Origin of the sequence: Streptomyces sp. NPDC058741 (genome assembly GCF_042746715.1) — a bacterium.
In the GTDB taxonomy this organism is placed as follows: Bacteria; Actinomycetota; Actinomycetes; order Streptomycetales; family Streptomycetaceae; genus Streptomyces.
This window is the reverse complement of the sequence record NZ_JBHYQH010000007.1, coordinates 35,744-50,032: the sequence shown is the minus strand read 5'-3', so window position 1 is coordinate 50,032 and position 14,289 is coordinate 35,744. Positions and strand designations below refer to the sequence as shown.

14 protein-coding genes are annotated in these 14,289 nt (G+C 72.1%); 8 read left to right on the top strand and 6 right to left on the bottom strand.

The features are described from left to right. Window positions 1–153: 153 nt before the first annotated feature. The 4 genes from ACFW6P_RS08010 (at window position 154) to ACFW6P_RS07995 (ending at window position 4,454) form a co-directional block, all read left to right on the top strand. Window positions 154–1,347: a 5-(carboxyamino)imidazole ribonucleotide synthase gene (locus ACFW6P_RS08010; RefSeq protein WP_386346635.1), complete on the top strand. Its 1,194-nt coding sequence runs from the start codon at window positions 154–156 to the stop codon at window positions 1,345–1,347. Beyond that, window positions 1,344–1,868: a 5-(carboxyamino)imidazole ribonucleotide mutase gene (gene purE, locus ACFW6P_RS08005; RefSeq protein ID WP_386346633.1), complete on the top strand. Its 525-nt coding sequence runs from the start codon at window positions 1,344–1,346 to the stop codon at window positions 1,866–1,868. Before ACFW6P_RS08010 ends, purE begins: the two co-directional genes overlap by 4 nt. 4 nt (window positions 1,869–1,872) lie before the next feature. Continuing rightward, window positions 1,873–3,060: a dipeptidase gene (locus tag ACFW6P_RS08000; RefSeq protein WP_386346631.1), complete on the top strand. Its 1,188-nt coding sequence runs from the start codon at window positions 1,873–1,875 to the stop codon at window positions 3,058–3,060. A 260-nt stretch (window positions 3,061–3,320) separates the two neighbouring features. After that, window positions 3,321–4,454, top strand: a complete 1,134-nt coding sequence (locus tag ACFW6P_RS07995) for a dipeptidase (RefSeq protein WP_386346629.1) — start codon at window positions 3,321–3,323, stop codon at window positions 4,452–4,454. Window positions 4,455–4,499: 45 nt separating this feature from the next. Here ACFW6P_RS07995 and ACFW6P_RS07990 read toward each other — a convergent pair whose 3' ends face one another. Together ACFW6P_RS07990 and ACFW6P_RS07985 are read right to left on the bottom strand one after the other, a co-directional pair. Then, the gene (locus ACFW6P_RS07990) at window positions 4,500–4,892 is read right to left on the bottom strand and encodes a VOC family protein (protein ID WP_386347421.1); all 393 of its coding nucleotides are present in this window, start codon (window positions 4,890–4,892) and stop codon (window positions 4,500–4,502) included. 14 nt (window positions 4,893–4,906) lie between these two features. Then, on the bottom strand, window positions 4,907–5,278 hold the full coding sequence (locus tag ACFW6P_RS07985; protein WP_386423182.1) for a VOC family protein: 372 nt from the start codon (window positions 5,276–5,278) through the stop codon (window positions 4,907–4,909). Window positions 5,279–5,423: 145 nt separating this feature from the next. Here ACFW6P_RS07985 and ACFW6P_RS07980 point away from each other — a divergent pair, with 145 nt between their 5' ends. Beyond that, window positions 5,424–5,933, top strand: a complete 510-nt coding sequence (locus ACFW6P_RS07980; RefSeq protein ID WP_386346625.1) for a CGNR zinc finger domain-containing protein — start codon at window positions 5,424–5,426, stop codon at window positions 5,931–5,933. A gap of 96 nt (window positions 5,934–6,029) precedes the next feature. On the opposite strand, the gene ACFW6P_RS07975 is transcribed toward ACFW6P_RS07980, so the two are convergent. Then, window positions 6,030–7,373 (bottom strand): UDP-glucose dehydrogenase family protein, encoded by a 1,344-nt coding sequence (locus ACFW6P_RS07975; RefSeq protein WP_386346623.1) that lies wholly within the window; start codon window positions 7,371–7,373, stop codon window positions 6,030–6,032. A 188-nt stretch (window positions 7,374–7,561) separates the two neighbouring features. On the opposite strand from ACFW6P_RS07975, the gene ACFW6P_RS07970 reads away from it, so the two are divergent. Further along, window positions 7,562–8,719, top strand: a complete 1,158-nt coding sequence (locus ACFW6P_RS07970; protein ID WP_386346621.1) for an acyl-CoA dehydrogenase — start codon at window positions 7,562–7,564, stop codon at window positions 8,717–8,719. A gap of 76 nt (window positions 8,720–8,795) precedes the next feature. On the opposite strand, the gene ACFW6P_RS07965 is transcribed toward ACFW6P_RS07970, so the two are convergent. After that, a complete protein-coding gene (locus ACFW6P_RS07965; RefSeq protein ID WP_386346619.1) occupies window positions 8,796–10,019 on the bottom strand; it encodes a phosphatidylserine/phosphatidylglycerophosphate/cardiolipin synthase family protein in 1,224 nt (407 codons plus the stop codon). 244 nt (window positions 10,020–10,263) lie between these two features. On the opposite strand from ACFW6P_RS07965, the gene ACFW6P_RS07960 reads away from it, so the two are divergent. Then, complete coding sequence (locus ACFW6P_RS07960) at window positions 10,264–10,629, top strand: four-helix bundle copper-binding protein (protein WP_386346617.1); 366 nt, start codon at window positions 10,264–10,266, stop codon at window positions 10,627–10,629. A 78-nt stretch (window positions 10,630–10,707) separates the two neighbouring features. On the opposite strand, the gene ACFW6P_RS07955 is transcribed toward ACFW6P_RS07960, so the two are convergent. Further along, entirely contained in the window at window positions 10,708–12,006 is a 1,299-nt protein-coding gene (locus ACFW6P_RS07955) for an LCP family protein (protein ID WP_386346615.1), read from the bottom strand. Between the two features lie 91 nt (window positions 12,007–12,097). Here ACFW6P_RS07955 and ACFW6P_RS07950 point away from each other — a divergent pair, with 91 nt between their 5' ends. Beyond that, complete coding sequence (locus ACFW6P_RS07950) at window positions 12,098–12,682, top strand: acyl-CoA thioesterase (protein ID WP_386346613.1); 585 nt, start codon at window positions 12,098–12,100, stop codon at window positions 12,680–12,682. A 10-nt stretch (window positions 12,683–12,692) separates the two neighbouring features. Here ACFW6P_RS07950 and ACFW6P_RS07945 read toward each other — a convergent pair whose 3' ends face one another. Continuing rightward, window positions 12,693–14,180: an LCP family protein gene (locus tag ACFW6P_RS07945; RefSeq protein WP_386346611.1), complete on the bottom strand. Its 1,488-nt coding sequence runs from the start codon at window positions 14,178–14,180 to the stop codon at window positions 12,693–12,695. Window positions 14,181–14,289 lie beyond the last annotated feature (109 nt).

The following is a 14,289-nucleotide window of genomic DNA, read 5'->3' as shown; positions in this document are numbered from 1 at the left end:
ACAGGCCCCCGTCCGTCGGCGTCAACCCAGCCATGCTAACCACCCTCCCGCGCGATCTTCCTGTCCATGCCGGTGGGGAGCCGGAGAGGGGCCGGGCGGGGCCCGGGAGGGGCAGGAATCCGGCCACCGCGGCGCGGCCGATACCCTGGGGGCGTGACGTTCCCGGTAGTCGGCATGGTCGGCGGTGGCCAGCTCGCTCGTATGACACACGAGGCGGGCATCCCGCTCGGCATCAGGTTCAAGCTTCTCAGTGACACCCCGCAGGACTCCGCTGCGCAGGTCGTGAGCGATGTCGTCGTCGGCGACTATCGCGATCTGGACACGCTGCGCGAGTTCGCGCGCGGGTGCGATGTGATCACCTTCGATCACGAACACGTACCCACCGAGCACCTCAGGGCCCTGGAGGCGGACGGCATCCCCGTGCGCCCCGGCCCGGACGCGCTGCAGCACGCCCAGGACAAGGGTGTGATGCGGGCGAAGCTCGAGGCGATCGGCGTGCCCTGCCCCCGGCACCGGATCGTCTCCGATCCCGAGGACGTGGCCGCCTTCGCGGCCGAGCTCGAGAGGGGCGGGCCCGAAGGGTCCTCCGGCAAGGGCGGTGGTGGGCGACGGGCGGGCGGCTTCCCCGTCGTCCTCAAGACCGTCCGCGGCGGATACGACGGCAAGGGCGTGTGGGTCGTCGGCTCCGCCGAGGAGGCCGCCGAGCCGTTCAAGGCGGGGGTCGCCGTCCTCGCCGAGGAGAAGGTCGACTTCGTCCGCGAGCTGGCCGCCAACGTCGTCCGCTCGCCGCACGGCCAGGCCGTCGCCTACCCGGTCGTGGAGTCGCGGCAGGTCGACGGCGTCTGCGACACGGTCATCGCGCCCGCCCCCGGCCTCGACGAGGAGCTGGCGCTGCGGGCCGAGGAGATGGCCCTGAATATCGCGAAGGAGCTGGGCGTCGTCGGGCACCTCGCCGTCGAGCTGTTCCAGACCCGCGACGGCCGCATCCTCGTCAACGAGCTGGCGATGCGCCCGCACAACTCCGGCCACTGGTCGATGGACGGCGCCGTCACCAGCCAGTTCGCCAACCACGTCCGCGCGGTGCTGGACCTGCCCCTGGGCGACCCGCGCCCGCGTGCGCAGTGGACCGTCATGGTCAACATCCTGGGCGGGGACTACCCGGACATGTACTCCGCGTACCTGCACTGCATGGCCCGCGACCCCCAGCTCAAGATCCACATGTACGGCAAGGACGTGAAGCCCGGCCGCAAGGTCGGTCACGTCAACACCTACGGCGACGACCTGGACGACGTGCTGGAGCGCGCCCGTCACGCTGCCGGCTACCTGAGAGGCACCATCACCGAATGAGCCCTGTTGTTGGCATCGTCATGGGGTCGGACTCCGACTGGCCCGTCATGGAGGCCGCCGCCAAGGCCCTCGACGAGTTCGAGATCCCGTACGAGGTGGACGTCGTCTCCGCCCACCGCATGCCGCGCGAGATGGTCGCCTACGGCGAGCAGGCCGACGGCCGCGGGCTCAAGGTGATCATCGCCGGGGCGGGCGGCGCCGCCCACCTGCCCGGCATGCTCGCCTCCGTGACCCCGCTGCCGGTCATCGGCGTCCCCGTGCCGCTGAAGTACCTCGACGGCATGGACAGCCTGCTGTCGATCGTGCAGATGCCGGCCGGCGTCCCGGTCGCCACGGTCTCGGTCGCCGGTGCCCGCAACGCAGGTCTGCTGGCCGCCCGCGTCCTCGCCGCGCACGACGAGGAACTGCGCGGCCGGATGCGCGAGTTCCAGCAGGAGCTCAACGACCAGGCCACGGAGAAGGGCAAGCGTCTGCGCTCCAAGGTCGAGGGCTCGGTCGGCGGCTTCGGCTTCGGGAAGTGACCCCGTGACGTACCTCGACGACGCCCGCGCGCTCCTCGCCGAGTTCCCCGTCGTCGACGGGCACAACGACCTGCCCTGGGCGCTGCGCGAGCAGGTGCGCTACGACCTCGACGCGCGGGACGTCGGCGTGGACCAGAGCGCCCATCTGCACACCGACATCCCGCGGCTGCGGGCCGGCGGGGTCGGTGCGCAGTACTGGTCGGTGTACGTCCGCACGGACGCGCCCGACCCGGTCGCGGCGACGCTCGAGCAGATCGACTGCGTCCGGCAGCTGCTGGAGCGCCACCCGCGGGACCTGCGCCCCGCGCTCACCGCGGCCGACGTGGAGGCCGCGCGCGAGGAGGGCCGGATCGCGTCGCTGATGGGCGCCGAGGGCGGGCACTCCATCGCCAACTCCCTGGGCACCCTGCGCGGCTTGTACGGGCTGGGCGTGCGCTACCTGACGCTCACCCACAACGACAACGTCGACTGGGCGGACTCCGCGACCGACGTGCCGAAGGCCGGCGGCCTGACCGCGTTCGGTCGCGAGGTCGTCCGGGAGATGAACCGCCTCGGCATGCTCGTCGACCTCTCCCACGTGGCGGCGACCACCATGCGGGACGCGCTCGACACGAGCTCCGCCCCGGTGATCTTCTCCCACTCCTCCGCCCGGGCCGTCTGCGACCACCCGCGCAACATCCCCGACGACGTCCTGGAGCGGCTGCCCGCCAACGGCGGCATGGCGATGGTGACGTTCGTGCCGAAGTTCGTCCTCCAGGCGGCCGTCGACTGGACCGCCGCCGCCGACGAGCACCTGCGTGCCCACGGCCTGCACCACCTCGACACCACCCCCGAGGCCATGAAGGTGCACCGCGCCTTCGAGGAGCGCCACCCGCGCCCGGTCGCCACGGTCGCCACGGTCGCCGACCACCTCGACCACATGCGCGAGGCGGCCGGCGTCGACCACCTCGGCATCGGCGGCGACTACGACGGCACGGCCTTCACCCCCGACGGCCTGAACGACGTCTCCGGCTACCCGAACCTCGTCGCGGAACTCCTGGACCGCGGCTGGTCGAGGGCCGACCTGGCCAAGCTGACCTGGAAGAACGCGGTACGGGTGCTGGACGCGGCACAAGAGGTGGCACGCGGGCTGCGCACGACGCGGCCGCCGTCGAACGCCACGATCGCATCGCTGGACGCGCCCGCCGGCTGAGCCCCGCGCGCGGGACGGCCGGCCACCCCCTTCCGCGACCGGCAGGGCCCTCGGCCACCCCCGTCCGCGACCGGCCGGACGGGGGGCCGCCCCGGCCGGCTCCCGGCCTCCCGCGGACCGTGTGGGCGAGGCCGCCCGGCGGTCCCGGGGGAGCACCCCGCGGCAGGCCGTCCCGGGTACTCCGAACGCCCCGCCCATCAGGAACCGCCCCGCGCCCCGTGGGACGGTGGCCGTACTGCACGACGACGTACGGAGCCGCCATGGCAGACCTCCAGGACGAGCTGCGTTCCACCACCGAGGCCGGCGAGTTCGACGATCTGGCCGACCCGTACCCCGAGGGGGCCGTCGTCCCGGCGGAGTCCTACGAGCCCGTCTCCGACCCCGACGACGAACCGCTGACCCGGGCGCACGCCATCCTCGCCGCGCACCCCGTCGCCGACGGCTACAACGGACTGCCCTGGGCGCTCAAGCGCCTGTCCTACTACGACCTGGAACTCGGGGAGAGCACCGTCGCCACCGACGTGCCCCGGCTGCGCGCCGGCCATGTGGGCGCCCTGTTCTGGTCGCTGCACCTGCCGGAGGGCCTCGACGGCGACCGGGCCGTCAGCGCCACCCTGGAGCAGCTGGACCTGGCCGAGACGGTCGTGAGGTCGTGCGGCGAGGGACTCCGCCCGGCCTCCACGGCGGGGCAGGTGGCGGACGCCCGCAACTGCGGCCGGGTCGCGGTGCTCCTCGGACCCGCCGGGGCGTCGGCCCTCGGCGACTCGCTCGGCATCCTGCGCCGGATGCACGTGCTCGGCCTGCGCGTGCTGACCCTCGCGGGGGTGTCCTGGGCGAGCGAGGCGGGACTCACCCGCTTCGGTGAGGAGGTCCTGCGCGAGATGAACCGGCTCGGCGTGATCCCGGACCTCTCCGGCACCTCGCCACAGACCCTGCGCCGCGCCCTGGGCCTGTCCCGGGCGCCCGTGCTGTGCAGCCGCTCCGCCGCCCGGGCCGTCCGCCCGCACCCCGTGAACCTCCCCGACGACCTGCTGGCCGAGCTGGGCGCCGCCGAGGGCCTGTGCATGGTGCCGCTCAGTGCCGAGCAGACCGGCTCGACCGTCCGCGACGTCGCCGACCACCTCGACCACATCCGTGCCGTGGCCGGGGCCCGGTGCGTCGGGCTGTCCGGTACGTACGACACCGGAGCCGCCCACCCGCAGGAGCTCGGCGACAGCTCCTGCTATCCGCGCGTGGTCGCCGAACTGCTGCGCCGCGGCTGGGAGGAGGCCGACGTGGCCATGCTGACCTGGGGCAACGTCCAGCGCGTGCTGCGCGGCGCCGACTTCACGGCCCGCGCCGCCCAGCAGCGGCGCGAGCCGTCCACCGCGACGATCTCGGAGCTGGACGGCTGATCCGGCCGGGCCCGCCCCACCCCGCGAGCGGGACGGGCCCCGCGCTCACCCGTGCTTCAGCCGGCAGAGGCAGAACGGGTGCCCCACCGGGTCGGCGTACACCCGGAAGCCCTTCTTCTCGTCGTCCTCCCGGTCCAGCACCCGCGCGCCCGGCTCAAGCACCCGCTGCTCCGCCGCGTCGATCCCCTCCCAGGTCGGCCCGCCGTCGACGTCGGGGTGGAACTGCTGGGCGTTGCGGTCGGCCCGCGGCCGCTCCGGCGCGGTGTGGCCGGGGGAGCGCTGGAAGGCCGGCCGGGGCCCGCCGGGGACGCGCAGCACCACCCGGTCGGGGTCGTCGTCCTCCGGTGTGCCACCGACGACCTGCGCGTGGAAGCGGGCCAGTTCGCGCGGGTCGGGACAGTCGAGGACCGCGGAACGGAAACGTGCGGCAGCGGCGATGAGGTCTCCCGGTGTCAGCAGGCGCAGAGGCAGAACGGGTGCCCGGCCGGATCGGCGTAGACCCGGAAGCTCCGCTCGCGGTCCTCGGCGTCCAGCACGGTGGCGCCGAGCGCCAGCACGCCCTGCTCGGCCGCGTCCAGGTCCTCCACCTCCAGGTCGAGGTGGAACTGCTGCGAGTGCTCGGGGGACGGCCACCGCGGCGGCACGTATCCGGGGGCGGCCTGGAAGGCGAGCGGTGTGCCGCCCGGCACCTTCAGGTCGACCCACTCGTCCTCCCCGTCGTTCTGCACCGTGGGCGTGCCGCCCAGCACCCCGGCGTAGAACGCGGCCAGCGCGCGCGGATCGTGGCAGTCCAGAACGACGACACCCGGCTTGGCGAGAGCCATGACTTCCTCCTCGAAGTCGCTGTGACCTTGTCACTGGTTACGGGCCACTGGTTACCGCCAAAGTCGGGTAACCAGTAACTGTTACTGCATGCTGCCCCATAGGCGGTAACCTCGCAAGGGAAATGGCGAGAGGTACGGTCCAGCCATGACGGAGAGATCGCCCGCGCCCGGCGGCCTGGCCCTGGTCGAGGCCCTGGTGAACACGCTGGACCTGGAATCGGGCGCCGACGCGCTGGACACGCCCCAGGGCCGCGAGCGCTTCGGGATCACCGGCGACCACGAGGCCGAGCGGGCCCGCGCCCTGCGCGAGTCCCTGCGCGTGGTGCTGCTCGCCCACGCCGGCCACCCGCCGCACCGCGACGCACCCTCGCTGGAGGACCTTCTGGCCTCGGCGCCGCTGCGCGTCACGGTCGACCCGGCCGACGGCTCGGCCGCCCTCGCCCCCGCCGGCGACCGGACCCTGCACGCGCGCGTGGCCGCCGCCGTCGCCGAGTCCCTGGTCGCCGGCACCTGGAGCCGCCTCAAGGCGTGCGAGGCCGCCGACTGCCACTGGGCCTACTACGACCGCAGCCCGGCCGGCCGCGGCCGCTGGTGCTCGATGCAGGTGTGCGGGGCCCGGGCGAAGATGCGCCGCTACCGGGCCAAGGGCGGATAGGCACCCCGAGCCACGGCCCGGTGGTGCAGAATGCACGAAGACGCCGGTTCGGCCGACTGAGCCTCGGCCGAACCGGCGTCACCCGTCAGTCCGTTCTCAGGCGCGGGGCCGTCCCATCGCCCGGTACGTCCAGCCGGCCTTGCGCCAGCGCTCCGGGTCCAGGGCGTTGCGGCCGTCCAGGACGACCTTCGCCGCCGCCACCTCGCCGAGCGCCTCCGCGTCCAGCTCCCGGAACTCCCGCCACTCCGTCAGGTGCAGCACGATGTCGGCGCCCCGCACCGCCTCCAGCGCCGAGTCGGCGTAGCCCAGGGTCGGGAAGACCCGGCGGGCGTTGTCCATGCCCTTGGGGTCGTAGACCGTGACCTGGCCGCCCTGGAGGTGGATCTGCCCGGCGACGTTCAGCGCGGGGGAGTCGCGCACGTCGTCCGAGTCGGGCTTGAAGGTCGCGCCCAGCACCGCCACCCGCTTGCCGAGGAACGGCCCGCCGCCCAGCGCCTGCCGGGCCAGCTCCACCATCTGCCCGCGCTGGCGCATGTTGATCGAGTCGATCTCCCGCAGGAACGTCAGCGCCTGGTCCGCGCCCAGTTCACCGGCGCGCGCCATGAACGCCCGGATGTCCTTCGGCAGGCAGCCGCCGCCGAAGCCGATCCCGGCCCGCAGGAACTTCCGGCCGATGCGGTCGTCGTGGCCGATGGCCTCCGCCAGCTTCGCCACGTCACCGCCCGCGGCCTCGCACACCTCCGCCATCGCGTTGATGAAGGAGATCTTCGTCGCGAGGAAGGAGTTCGCGGACGTCTTCACCAGCTCGGCGGTCGGGAAGTCCGTCACCACGAACGGCGAACCCTCGGCGATCGGCGTCGCGTACACCTCCCGCAGCAGCCTCTCGGCCCGCTCGCTGCGCACGCCCACCACGATCCGGTCGGGGTGCAGCGTGTCGTCCACGGCGAAACCCTCGCGCAGGAACTCGGGGTTCCAGGCCAGCTCGGCCTCCTGCCCGGCGGGCGCGTGAGCGGCCAGATAGGCCGCGAGGCGGTCCGCGGACCCCACCGGCACCGTCGACTTGCCCACGACCAGGGCGGGTCCGTGCAGGTGCGGGGCGAGGGAGGCGATCGCGGAGTCGACGTACGACATGTCGCAGGCGTACTCGCCGTGCCGCTGCGGGGTGTTCACACAGACGAAGTGCACATCGCCGAACGCGCCGATCTCGGCCCAGTCCCGAGTGAAGCGCAGCCGGCCGCTGGAGCCCTCGATGCCCGCGACGTGCTGCCGCAGCAACTCGTCCAGGCCCGGCTCGTACATGGGGGCCTCGGCGCGCTCCAGCTTCTCGATCTTCTCGGGCACGACGTCGAGCGCGAGCACCTCGAAGCCCAGCTGGGCCATGGCCGCCGCGTGTGTCGCGCCCAGATAACCGGTGCCGATCACGGTGATCTTCAGGGCCATGGATGCTCCAGGGGTCTACGGCATGCGGTGCGCGCCCGAGCATATCCGGGGCATGGCGGCGCGCTTCACCGGGCAACTTCTCCGCTGTCGCCTAGCTCACGTACCCCTCCGCCGGGCGACGCCATAAACTTTTGATTACTTAACGGTAGTTAGCGTCACCATCGCAGCGTTTTGGAGCGTGAGAGACCTTGGCCGGATCGGCTGACTTCGACCTGTACCGCCCGTCCGAGGAGCACGACATGCTCCGTGACGCCGTCCGCTCGCTGGCCGAGGCGAAGATCGCGCCGTACGCCGCCGCGGTGGACGAGGAGGCCCGCTTCCCGCGCGAGGCCCTCCAGGCACTGGTCGCCAACGACCTGCACGCCGTGCACGTACCCGAGGAGTACGGCGGCGCCGGCGCGGACGCGCTCGCGACCGTCATAGTCATCGAGGAGGTCGCCCGCGTCTGCGGCTCCTCCTCCCTGATCCCGGCCGTGAACAAGCTCGGCTCCCTGCCGGTGATCCTCTCCGGCTCCGAGGACCTGAAGAAGCGGTACATGACCCCGCTCGCCAAGGGCGAGGGCATGTTCTCCTACTGCCTCTCCGAGCCGGACGCCGGCTCGGACGCCGCCGGCATGAAGACCAAGGCCGTCCGCGACGGCGACCACTACGTGCTCAACGGCGTCAAGCGCTGGATCACCAACGCCGGCGAGTCCGAGTTCTACACGGTGATGGCCGTCACCGACCCGGAGAAGCGCTCCAAGGGCATCTCCGCCTTCGTGGTGGAGAAGTCCGACGAGGGCGTCTCCTTCGGCGCCCCCGAGAAGAAGCTCGGCATCAAGGGCTCCCCGACCCGCGAGGTCTACCTCGACAACGTCCGCATCCCCGCCGAGCGGATGATCGGCGAGGAGGGCACCGGCTTCGCCACGGCGATGAAGACGCTCGACCACACCCGCATCACCATCGCCGCCCAGGCCCTCGGCATCGCCCAGGGCGCCCTCGACTACGCCAAGGGCTACGTCAAGGAGCGCAAGCAGTTCGGCAAGCCGATCGCCGACTTCCAGGGCATCCAGTTCATGCTCGCGGACATGTCCATGAAGATCTCGGCCGCCCGCGCCCTGACCTACCAGGCCGCCGCCGCCTCCCAGCGCGTCGACGCCGACCTCACCTACCTGGGCGCCGCCGCCAAGTGCTTCGCCTCGGACGTGGCGATGGAGGTCACCACGGACGCCGTCCAGCTCCTGGGCGGCTACGGCTACACCCGCGACTACCCGGTGGAGCGCATGATGCGCGACGCCAAGATCACCCAGATCTACGAGGGCACCAACCAGGTCCAGCGCATCGTCATCGCGCGCAACCTGCCGTAGTCCCGCCTTCACGTGACATGCCTCGGCCCCGGCGATCGCCGGGGCCGAGGCATGTCGGAGGATCCCGGGCGCCCTCTCACAGGAAGCGCCGGATCGGCGTCACCGCGGCCTCGGCCAGCCGCGCGGGAAGGGGCCGCCGCCGCCAGCGCGCGGCGTCGATCGGCTCGCTCAGCTTCCGGTCGGCGTCGAAGTCGGCGTCGAGCGCCGCCGTGAAGTCCTCGTCGAGGACGGCCAGGACGACCTCCTCGTCGTGCTCCATGGACCGGCGGTTGAAGTTCGTCGAACCGATCAGCGAGCAGACCCCGTCCACGGTCAGGATCTTCGTGTGGAGCATCGTCTGCTGGTACTCCCGCACCTCCACCCCGGCGTCCACGAGGGTCTGGTAGTGCTGCCGCCCGGCCAGCAGGCACGCCCGCTGGTCGGTGTGCGGCCCCGGCAGCAGGATCTCGACCCGCACCCCGCGCCGGGCCGCGGCGGCCAGCAGGTCGATGAAGTAGGTGTCGGGGGCGAAGTAGGCCGTGGCCAGCCGCAACCGCTCCTGCGCCGAGGTGATCAGCACCCGCAGGACCGTCTGCATGTCCTGCCAGCCGAAGGAGGCCGAACCCCGCACGACCTGGACCGTGGACCGGCCCGGCTGGGGCTGCGGAGTGAAGCGGTCCTCGTCGTCGTAGAGGTCGTCGTGGCACTCGGCCCAGTTCTGGGCGAAGGCCGCGGCGATGCCGTCCACGGCGGGGCCGCGCACCTGGACGTGGGTGTCGCGCCACTCGTCCGGGTTCCGGGCGTCACCGCACCACTCCTCGGCGATGCCGACGCCCCCGGTGAACGCGGTGTGCTCGTCGGTGACCAGCACCTTGCGGTGGCAGCGGTGGTTCTGCCGCATCGGCGACAGCCGCGTGGGCTTGCGGAACCAGGCCACCTGCACCCCGGCCTCGTCCATGGCGTCCAGCAGGTCCCGCTCGATCTCCTTGGCGCCGAAGCCGTCCAGCAGCAGCCGCACCCGGACGCCCGCGCGGGCCCGCTCGGCCAGGGCGTCGGCGAACTCGTGCGCGATGTCGCCGCGCCAGTACACGAACGTCATCATGTCGACCGTGTGCTCGGCGGCCCGGATGGCGGCCAGCATCGCGGGGAAGATCTCGTCGCCGTTGCGCAGCGGCACCAGCTCGTTGCCCTCGGTCGCGGCGATTCCGATCAGGCGCTCAAGACGCCTGCGCAGCCGCTGCTTCTGCGCCTCGGATCTGCTGTGTCCCGGCTCCGGTTGGGGTTCCGGTGCCGTCCGTTCGTCGTAGGTCTGCTGTGTCATGGGTGGGTCTCCCCCTCGCCGCGGAACTGCCCTGCCGGTGCCTTCACGACGCCGCCCCCCGGGGCGTCTGCATCCCCTCCTTGCCGCTGTCGGCCGTTTCACGCAGCCCCGGCTGAGTCGTGCCTCACAGGCGGCGAGAAGCGGAACGCGTGCGGTCCGCCCTGTGGTGCTCATGGGGCGGGAGGCGTAGGACGAGAGGAGGCGGGCGCCGAGCCGCGGCTCCCGCCGGCCCCGGGAGGAAGCCATGACCCAGCAGCCCACCACCGCCACCCCGCTCAGCAAGGAGATGCAGGACTGCGTCCAGGCCTGCATGACCTGTCACGGCGTCTGCGAGGAGACCATGAGCTCCTGCCTGCAGACGGGCGGCCAGACCCAGATGCAGATCATGCGCGCCGTCATCGACTGCGCCGAGACGACGCGGCTGTGCGCCGACATGATGATGCGGCGCTCGCCGCTGTCGGCCGAGATGTGCGCGATGTGCGCCCGCGCCTGTGACATGTGCGCGGAGGCGTGTATGGCCATGCCGGAGGACGCACAGATGACGCGGTGCGCCGAGGCGTGCCGCACCTGCGCCGAGATGTGCCGCTCGATGTCGGCCCACATGAGGTGAGCACCACCGGACGGCGAAGGGGGGCGCCCCGCCGGGCGCCGCCCTTTTTTCCACCGCGGAGCTCGCGCCGCCGTCCGCTCAGTTGCCGGAGACGGTGACCTTCTCGTCGTTCTTGAGCTCCTCCACCAGCTTCTTCACCTTCGCGGTGTCCCACTGGAGGTTGCCGTTGGCGGAGTTGCCCGCGATGGGCATGTTCATCGACGTGCCCTCGCCGCCGCTGACGCCCTTCATCGCCCAGAACATCGACGCCAGGTCGAACAGGCCCATGTCCTCGTCGACCACGAGCGAGTCCAGGCCCGCGCCCATGGTGGGGTACAGCTTGAACGGGTTGAGCACCGTGCTCGGAGTGGCGACCTGGTTGGCCAGCGCGGAGAGGAACTTCTGCTGGTTCTTCGTACGGTCCAGGTCGGAGCCCGCGAGCGCGTAGCGGGTGCGGACGAAGGCGAGGGCCTGCTCGCCGTTGAGGGTCTGCCGGCCCTTCTTCAGGTCCGCGCCGGACTTGGTGTCCTTGATGTCCTGCGGGATGTCCATCTCGACGCCGCCGACCGCGTCCACGATGTTCGCGAAGCCGCCGAAGCCGATCTCCACGTAGTGGTCGATGTGCAGGCCCGTGTTGGCCTCGACGGTACGGACCAGCAGCTCCGGGCCGTCCTCCGCGTACGCGGCGTTCAGCTTCGTCTGCCGGCCCCGGGCGGGGTAGAGCTTGCCGGAGTCGGAGCCCTTGTACGAGGGGATGGTGACGTTCGAGTCACGCGGCAGCGAGATCAGCGTCGGGCCGTTGCCGCCGGTGTGCAGGATCATCATCGAGTCCGTGCGCTTGCCCTCGGCGGAGCCGGTGTGCAGCTTCTTCTTGTCCTCGGCGGACATGCCCGCGCGGCTGTCGGAGCCGACGATCAGGTAGTTGGTGCCCTCGCCCGCCTCCGGCCGGTCGATGACCTTCGACAGGTCGACCTCGCGGTTGAGCTTGGAGTCGGCCCAGAAGTAGGTGGCGACGCTCGTCACCACCAGCACCGTCACCACCGTGACGGCCGTCACCTTGATGCGGCGGCGCCAGTCCGGCGCGGGCCGCGGCCCGTACACGCCGTCGTCCGGTCCGCCGGGGCCGCGGCCACCGGGGGAGCCGTAGACCTGGCCGGTGTTGTAGCCGCTGTCGTAACCGGGCGGCTCGCCGTAGCCCTGGCCGTCCACGTAGGACGGCTGCTGCGGGACGCCGCCGGCGTACTGCGGGGCGCCGTGGGCGCCCTGGCCGGGCGATGCCGCCGGACCACGGCGGACCTGGCGCATGACACGGGCGCTCTCGGGCTGCGCGCTCGAGCTGCCACGTCCGAACCGGCTGCCGCGGTCGCCGCCGGACCATCCCTGGGGCCAATCATTCATGGGCCCCAGTGTGCAGGTCCACGCGGTACGCCATACAAGAGTCGTCGGAAAATCAGAGCACGGCTGTGGCGAAGCTGACACAAAACCCCTCATGCGCGGTCGGCATAAGGTGGGGGCCGTGACAGACCAGGCCCCAGCTGCGGATTCCGGCACTGCGGATATCCCGGGCAAGCCGACTGCGGCGTCCCGCACCACCCTCAGCCACATCATGACCCACAACGACACGAACCTTCTGGGGACCGTGCACGGCGGGGTGATCATGAAGCTGGTCGACGACGCCGCGGGGGCTGTGGCCGGGCGGCACTCCGGCGGGCCGGCGGTGACCGCGTCGATGGACGAGATGGTGTTCCTGGAGCCCGTCCGCGTCGGTGACCTGGTGCACGTCAAGGCCCAGGTGAACTGGACCGGCCGGACGTCCATGGAGGTCGGCGTCCGGGTCCTGGCCGAGCGCTGGAACGAGTCGACGCCGCCCACGCAGGTCGGCTCCGCCTACCTCGTCTTCGCCGCCGTCGACGCCGACGGCACACCCCGCCGGGTCCCGCAGGTCCTGCCCGAGACGGAACGCGACAAGCGCCGCTACCAGGAGGCCCAGATCCGCCGCACCCACCGCCTGGCCCGCCGCCGCGCGATCATGGAACTGCGGGAGAAGCGGGCCGCGGAGGGCTTCGAGGACTGAGCCGGGCCTGCTACGAGCACGCCACCTCGTCGCCCCGCACCACCCCGAACTCGCCCTGCCCCGGGTCCTCGGCCCGCACCTTCCGCACACGCTCGAAGTCCGCTCCCGCGATCACCTTCAGGGTCGCGCCCAAGCCCTTGACGGGGCGGAGTTCGCTGCCCGGGAGGGCGGTCGAGAGGGACTTGGCCGAGCGGTCCCAGCGCGGGTCGTACGCGACGACCGTGCGCCTGACGTCCCGGGTGCGGGAGTTCACCGGGGCCTTGGTCGTGCGGAAGCCCGTGGAGGACAGGGCCGCGTCCACCCGGCGGCCGAGACCGGGCGTGCGCGTGCCGTTCTCCACCTGCACGCGGATCTGCTGAGGGGCGACCGCGACGATCCTGGCGACGCCGCGCGACCGGTGCACCGACAGCGGCTGGTCCTGGCGCAGGGCCTGGAAGAGGCGCTCGGACTTCACGGGGTCCCACTTCAGCGTCGAGCCCACGCCCTTGACGGCGTATCCCGTCTTCCCGATGGGCACGGTCGTGAACTCGGAGGAGGAGGGGGAGAAGTTCCGCATGGCCCGGCCGAGGTCCAGCATCTCCTCCGTGCCGAATCCCTTGTCGGCCCGCACCGAGCCGAGCACGGCCCGGGTCACGTCCCGCAACTTCATCGGGTTGAGGAGGATCCCGGAGGACGTGAGGCGTTCCACGAGCGCCGCCATGAAGCGCTGCTGCCGCTTCATGCGGCCCAGGTCGGAGGCCCCGTCGATGTGCCGGGCGCGCACGTACTGCAGCGCCTGCCCGCCGGCGAGCGTGTGCCGGCCGGGCGGCAGGTTCAGGCCGGTGTAACTGTCCTTCAGCGGCTCCGTCGTGCAGATCCGCACACCGCCGACCACGTCCACGGTCTTCATGAAGCTGGTGAAGTCGACCTCCAGGTAGTGGTCGATCTTCACCTTGGTCATGCTCTCGACCGTGCGCACGGTCAGCTGCGGCCCGCCCTCGGCGTAGGCGGCGTTCAGTTTGAGGGGGTGCCCGTGGTGGCGTTCGCCCGAGGTGCGGTCGCGGTGCGCGGGGGTCATCGCGTAGGAGTCCCGCGGCAGGCTCACCACGCTCGCCCGCTGCCGGTCCTCCGAGATGTGCACGATCATCATCGTGTCCGTGCAGTGGCAGGGCGCCCCGCCCAGACGGTACTTGCGCCGCTCCTCCTTGCTGATCCTCTCGCGGCCGTCGGTGCCGACCAGCAGGACGTTCATGCCGTGGCCGGACCGGGGGCGGTTCTTCATGTCCTTGAAGGCGTCGACCCGCGTGATGTCGGCGTCGAGGCCGGTCACCACGGCGTGCCCGATGCCGGCCGAGGCGAGGACCACCACCGAGAACGTGGTGACCACCCGCATCCCCCAGCGCGGCCTGCGGCGCCGCGCGGGCGGCGCGGGACGGCGCGGGGCCTTGCGGCGGGAGGGCGGCTGCGGGCGGCGCTGCGGGCCGGCGGTGGACCGGGAGGATCGCGGCGGCGTGGGCATGGGGACACCTCCGGACGACGGCCGTACGTGGGATCCGTGAAACCGTAGGCCGATACGATCTGCTGCCCGCGTTTGTGCCCCGGCGGCGCGCACCGCTGTCCCCCGTTCG

Bases quoted from the DNA above. Each gene is read 5' to 3' on its own strand.
- purE (WP_386346633.1), top strand. From the start codon at position 1,344: ATGAGCCCTGTTGTTGGCATCGTCATGGGGTCGGACTCCGACTGGCCC.
- ACFW6P_RS07995 (WP_386346629.1), top strand. From the start codon at position 3,321: ATGGCAGACCTCCAGGACGAGCTGCGTTCCACCACCGAGGCCGGCGAG.
- ACFW6P_RS07985 (WP_386423182.1), bottom strand. From the start codon at position 5,278: ATGGCTCTCGCCAAGCCGGGTGTCGTCGTTCTGGACTGCCACGATCCG.
- ACFW6P_RS07980 (WP_386346625.1), top strand. From the start codon at position 5,424: ATGACGGAGAGATCGCCCGCGCCCGGCGGCCTGGCCCTGGTCGAGGCC.
- ACFW6P_RS07975 (WP_386346623.1), bottom strand. From the start codon at position 7,373: ATGGCCCTGAAGATCACCGTGATCGGCACCGGTTATCTGGGCGCGACA.
- ACFW6P_RS07965 (WP_386346619.1), bottom strand. From the start codon at position 10,019: ATGACACAGCAGACCTACGACGAACGGACGGCACCGGAACCCCAACCG.
- ACFW6P_RS07960 (WP_386346617.1), top strand. From the start codon at position 10,264: ATGACCCAGCAGCCCACCACCGCCACCCCGCTCAGCAAGGAGATGCAG.
- ACFW6P_RS07955 (WP_386346615.1), bottom strand. From the start codon at position 12,006: ATGAATGATTGGCCCCAGGGATGGTCCGGCGGCGACCGCGGCAGCCGG.
- ACFW6P_RS07950 (WP_386346613.1), top strand. From the start codon at position 12,098: ATGCGCGGTCGGCATAAGGTGGGGGCCGTGACAGACCAGGCCCCAGCT.
- ACFW6P_RS07945 (WP_386346611.1), bottom strand. From the start codon at position 14,180: ATGCCCACGCCGCCGCGATCCTCCCGGTCCACCGCCGGCCCGCAGCGC.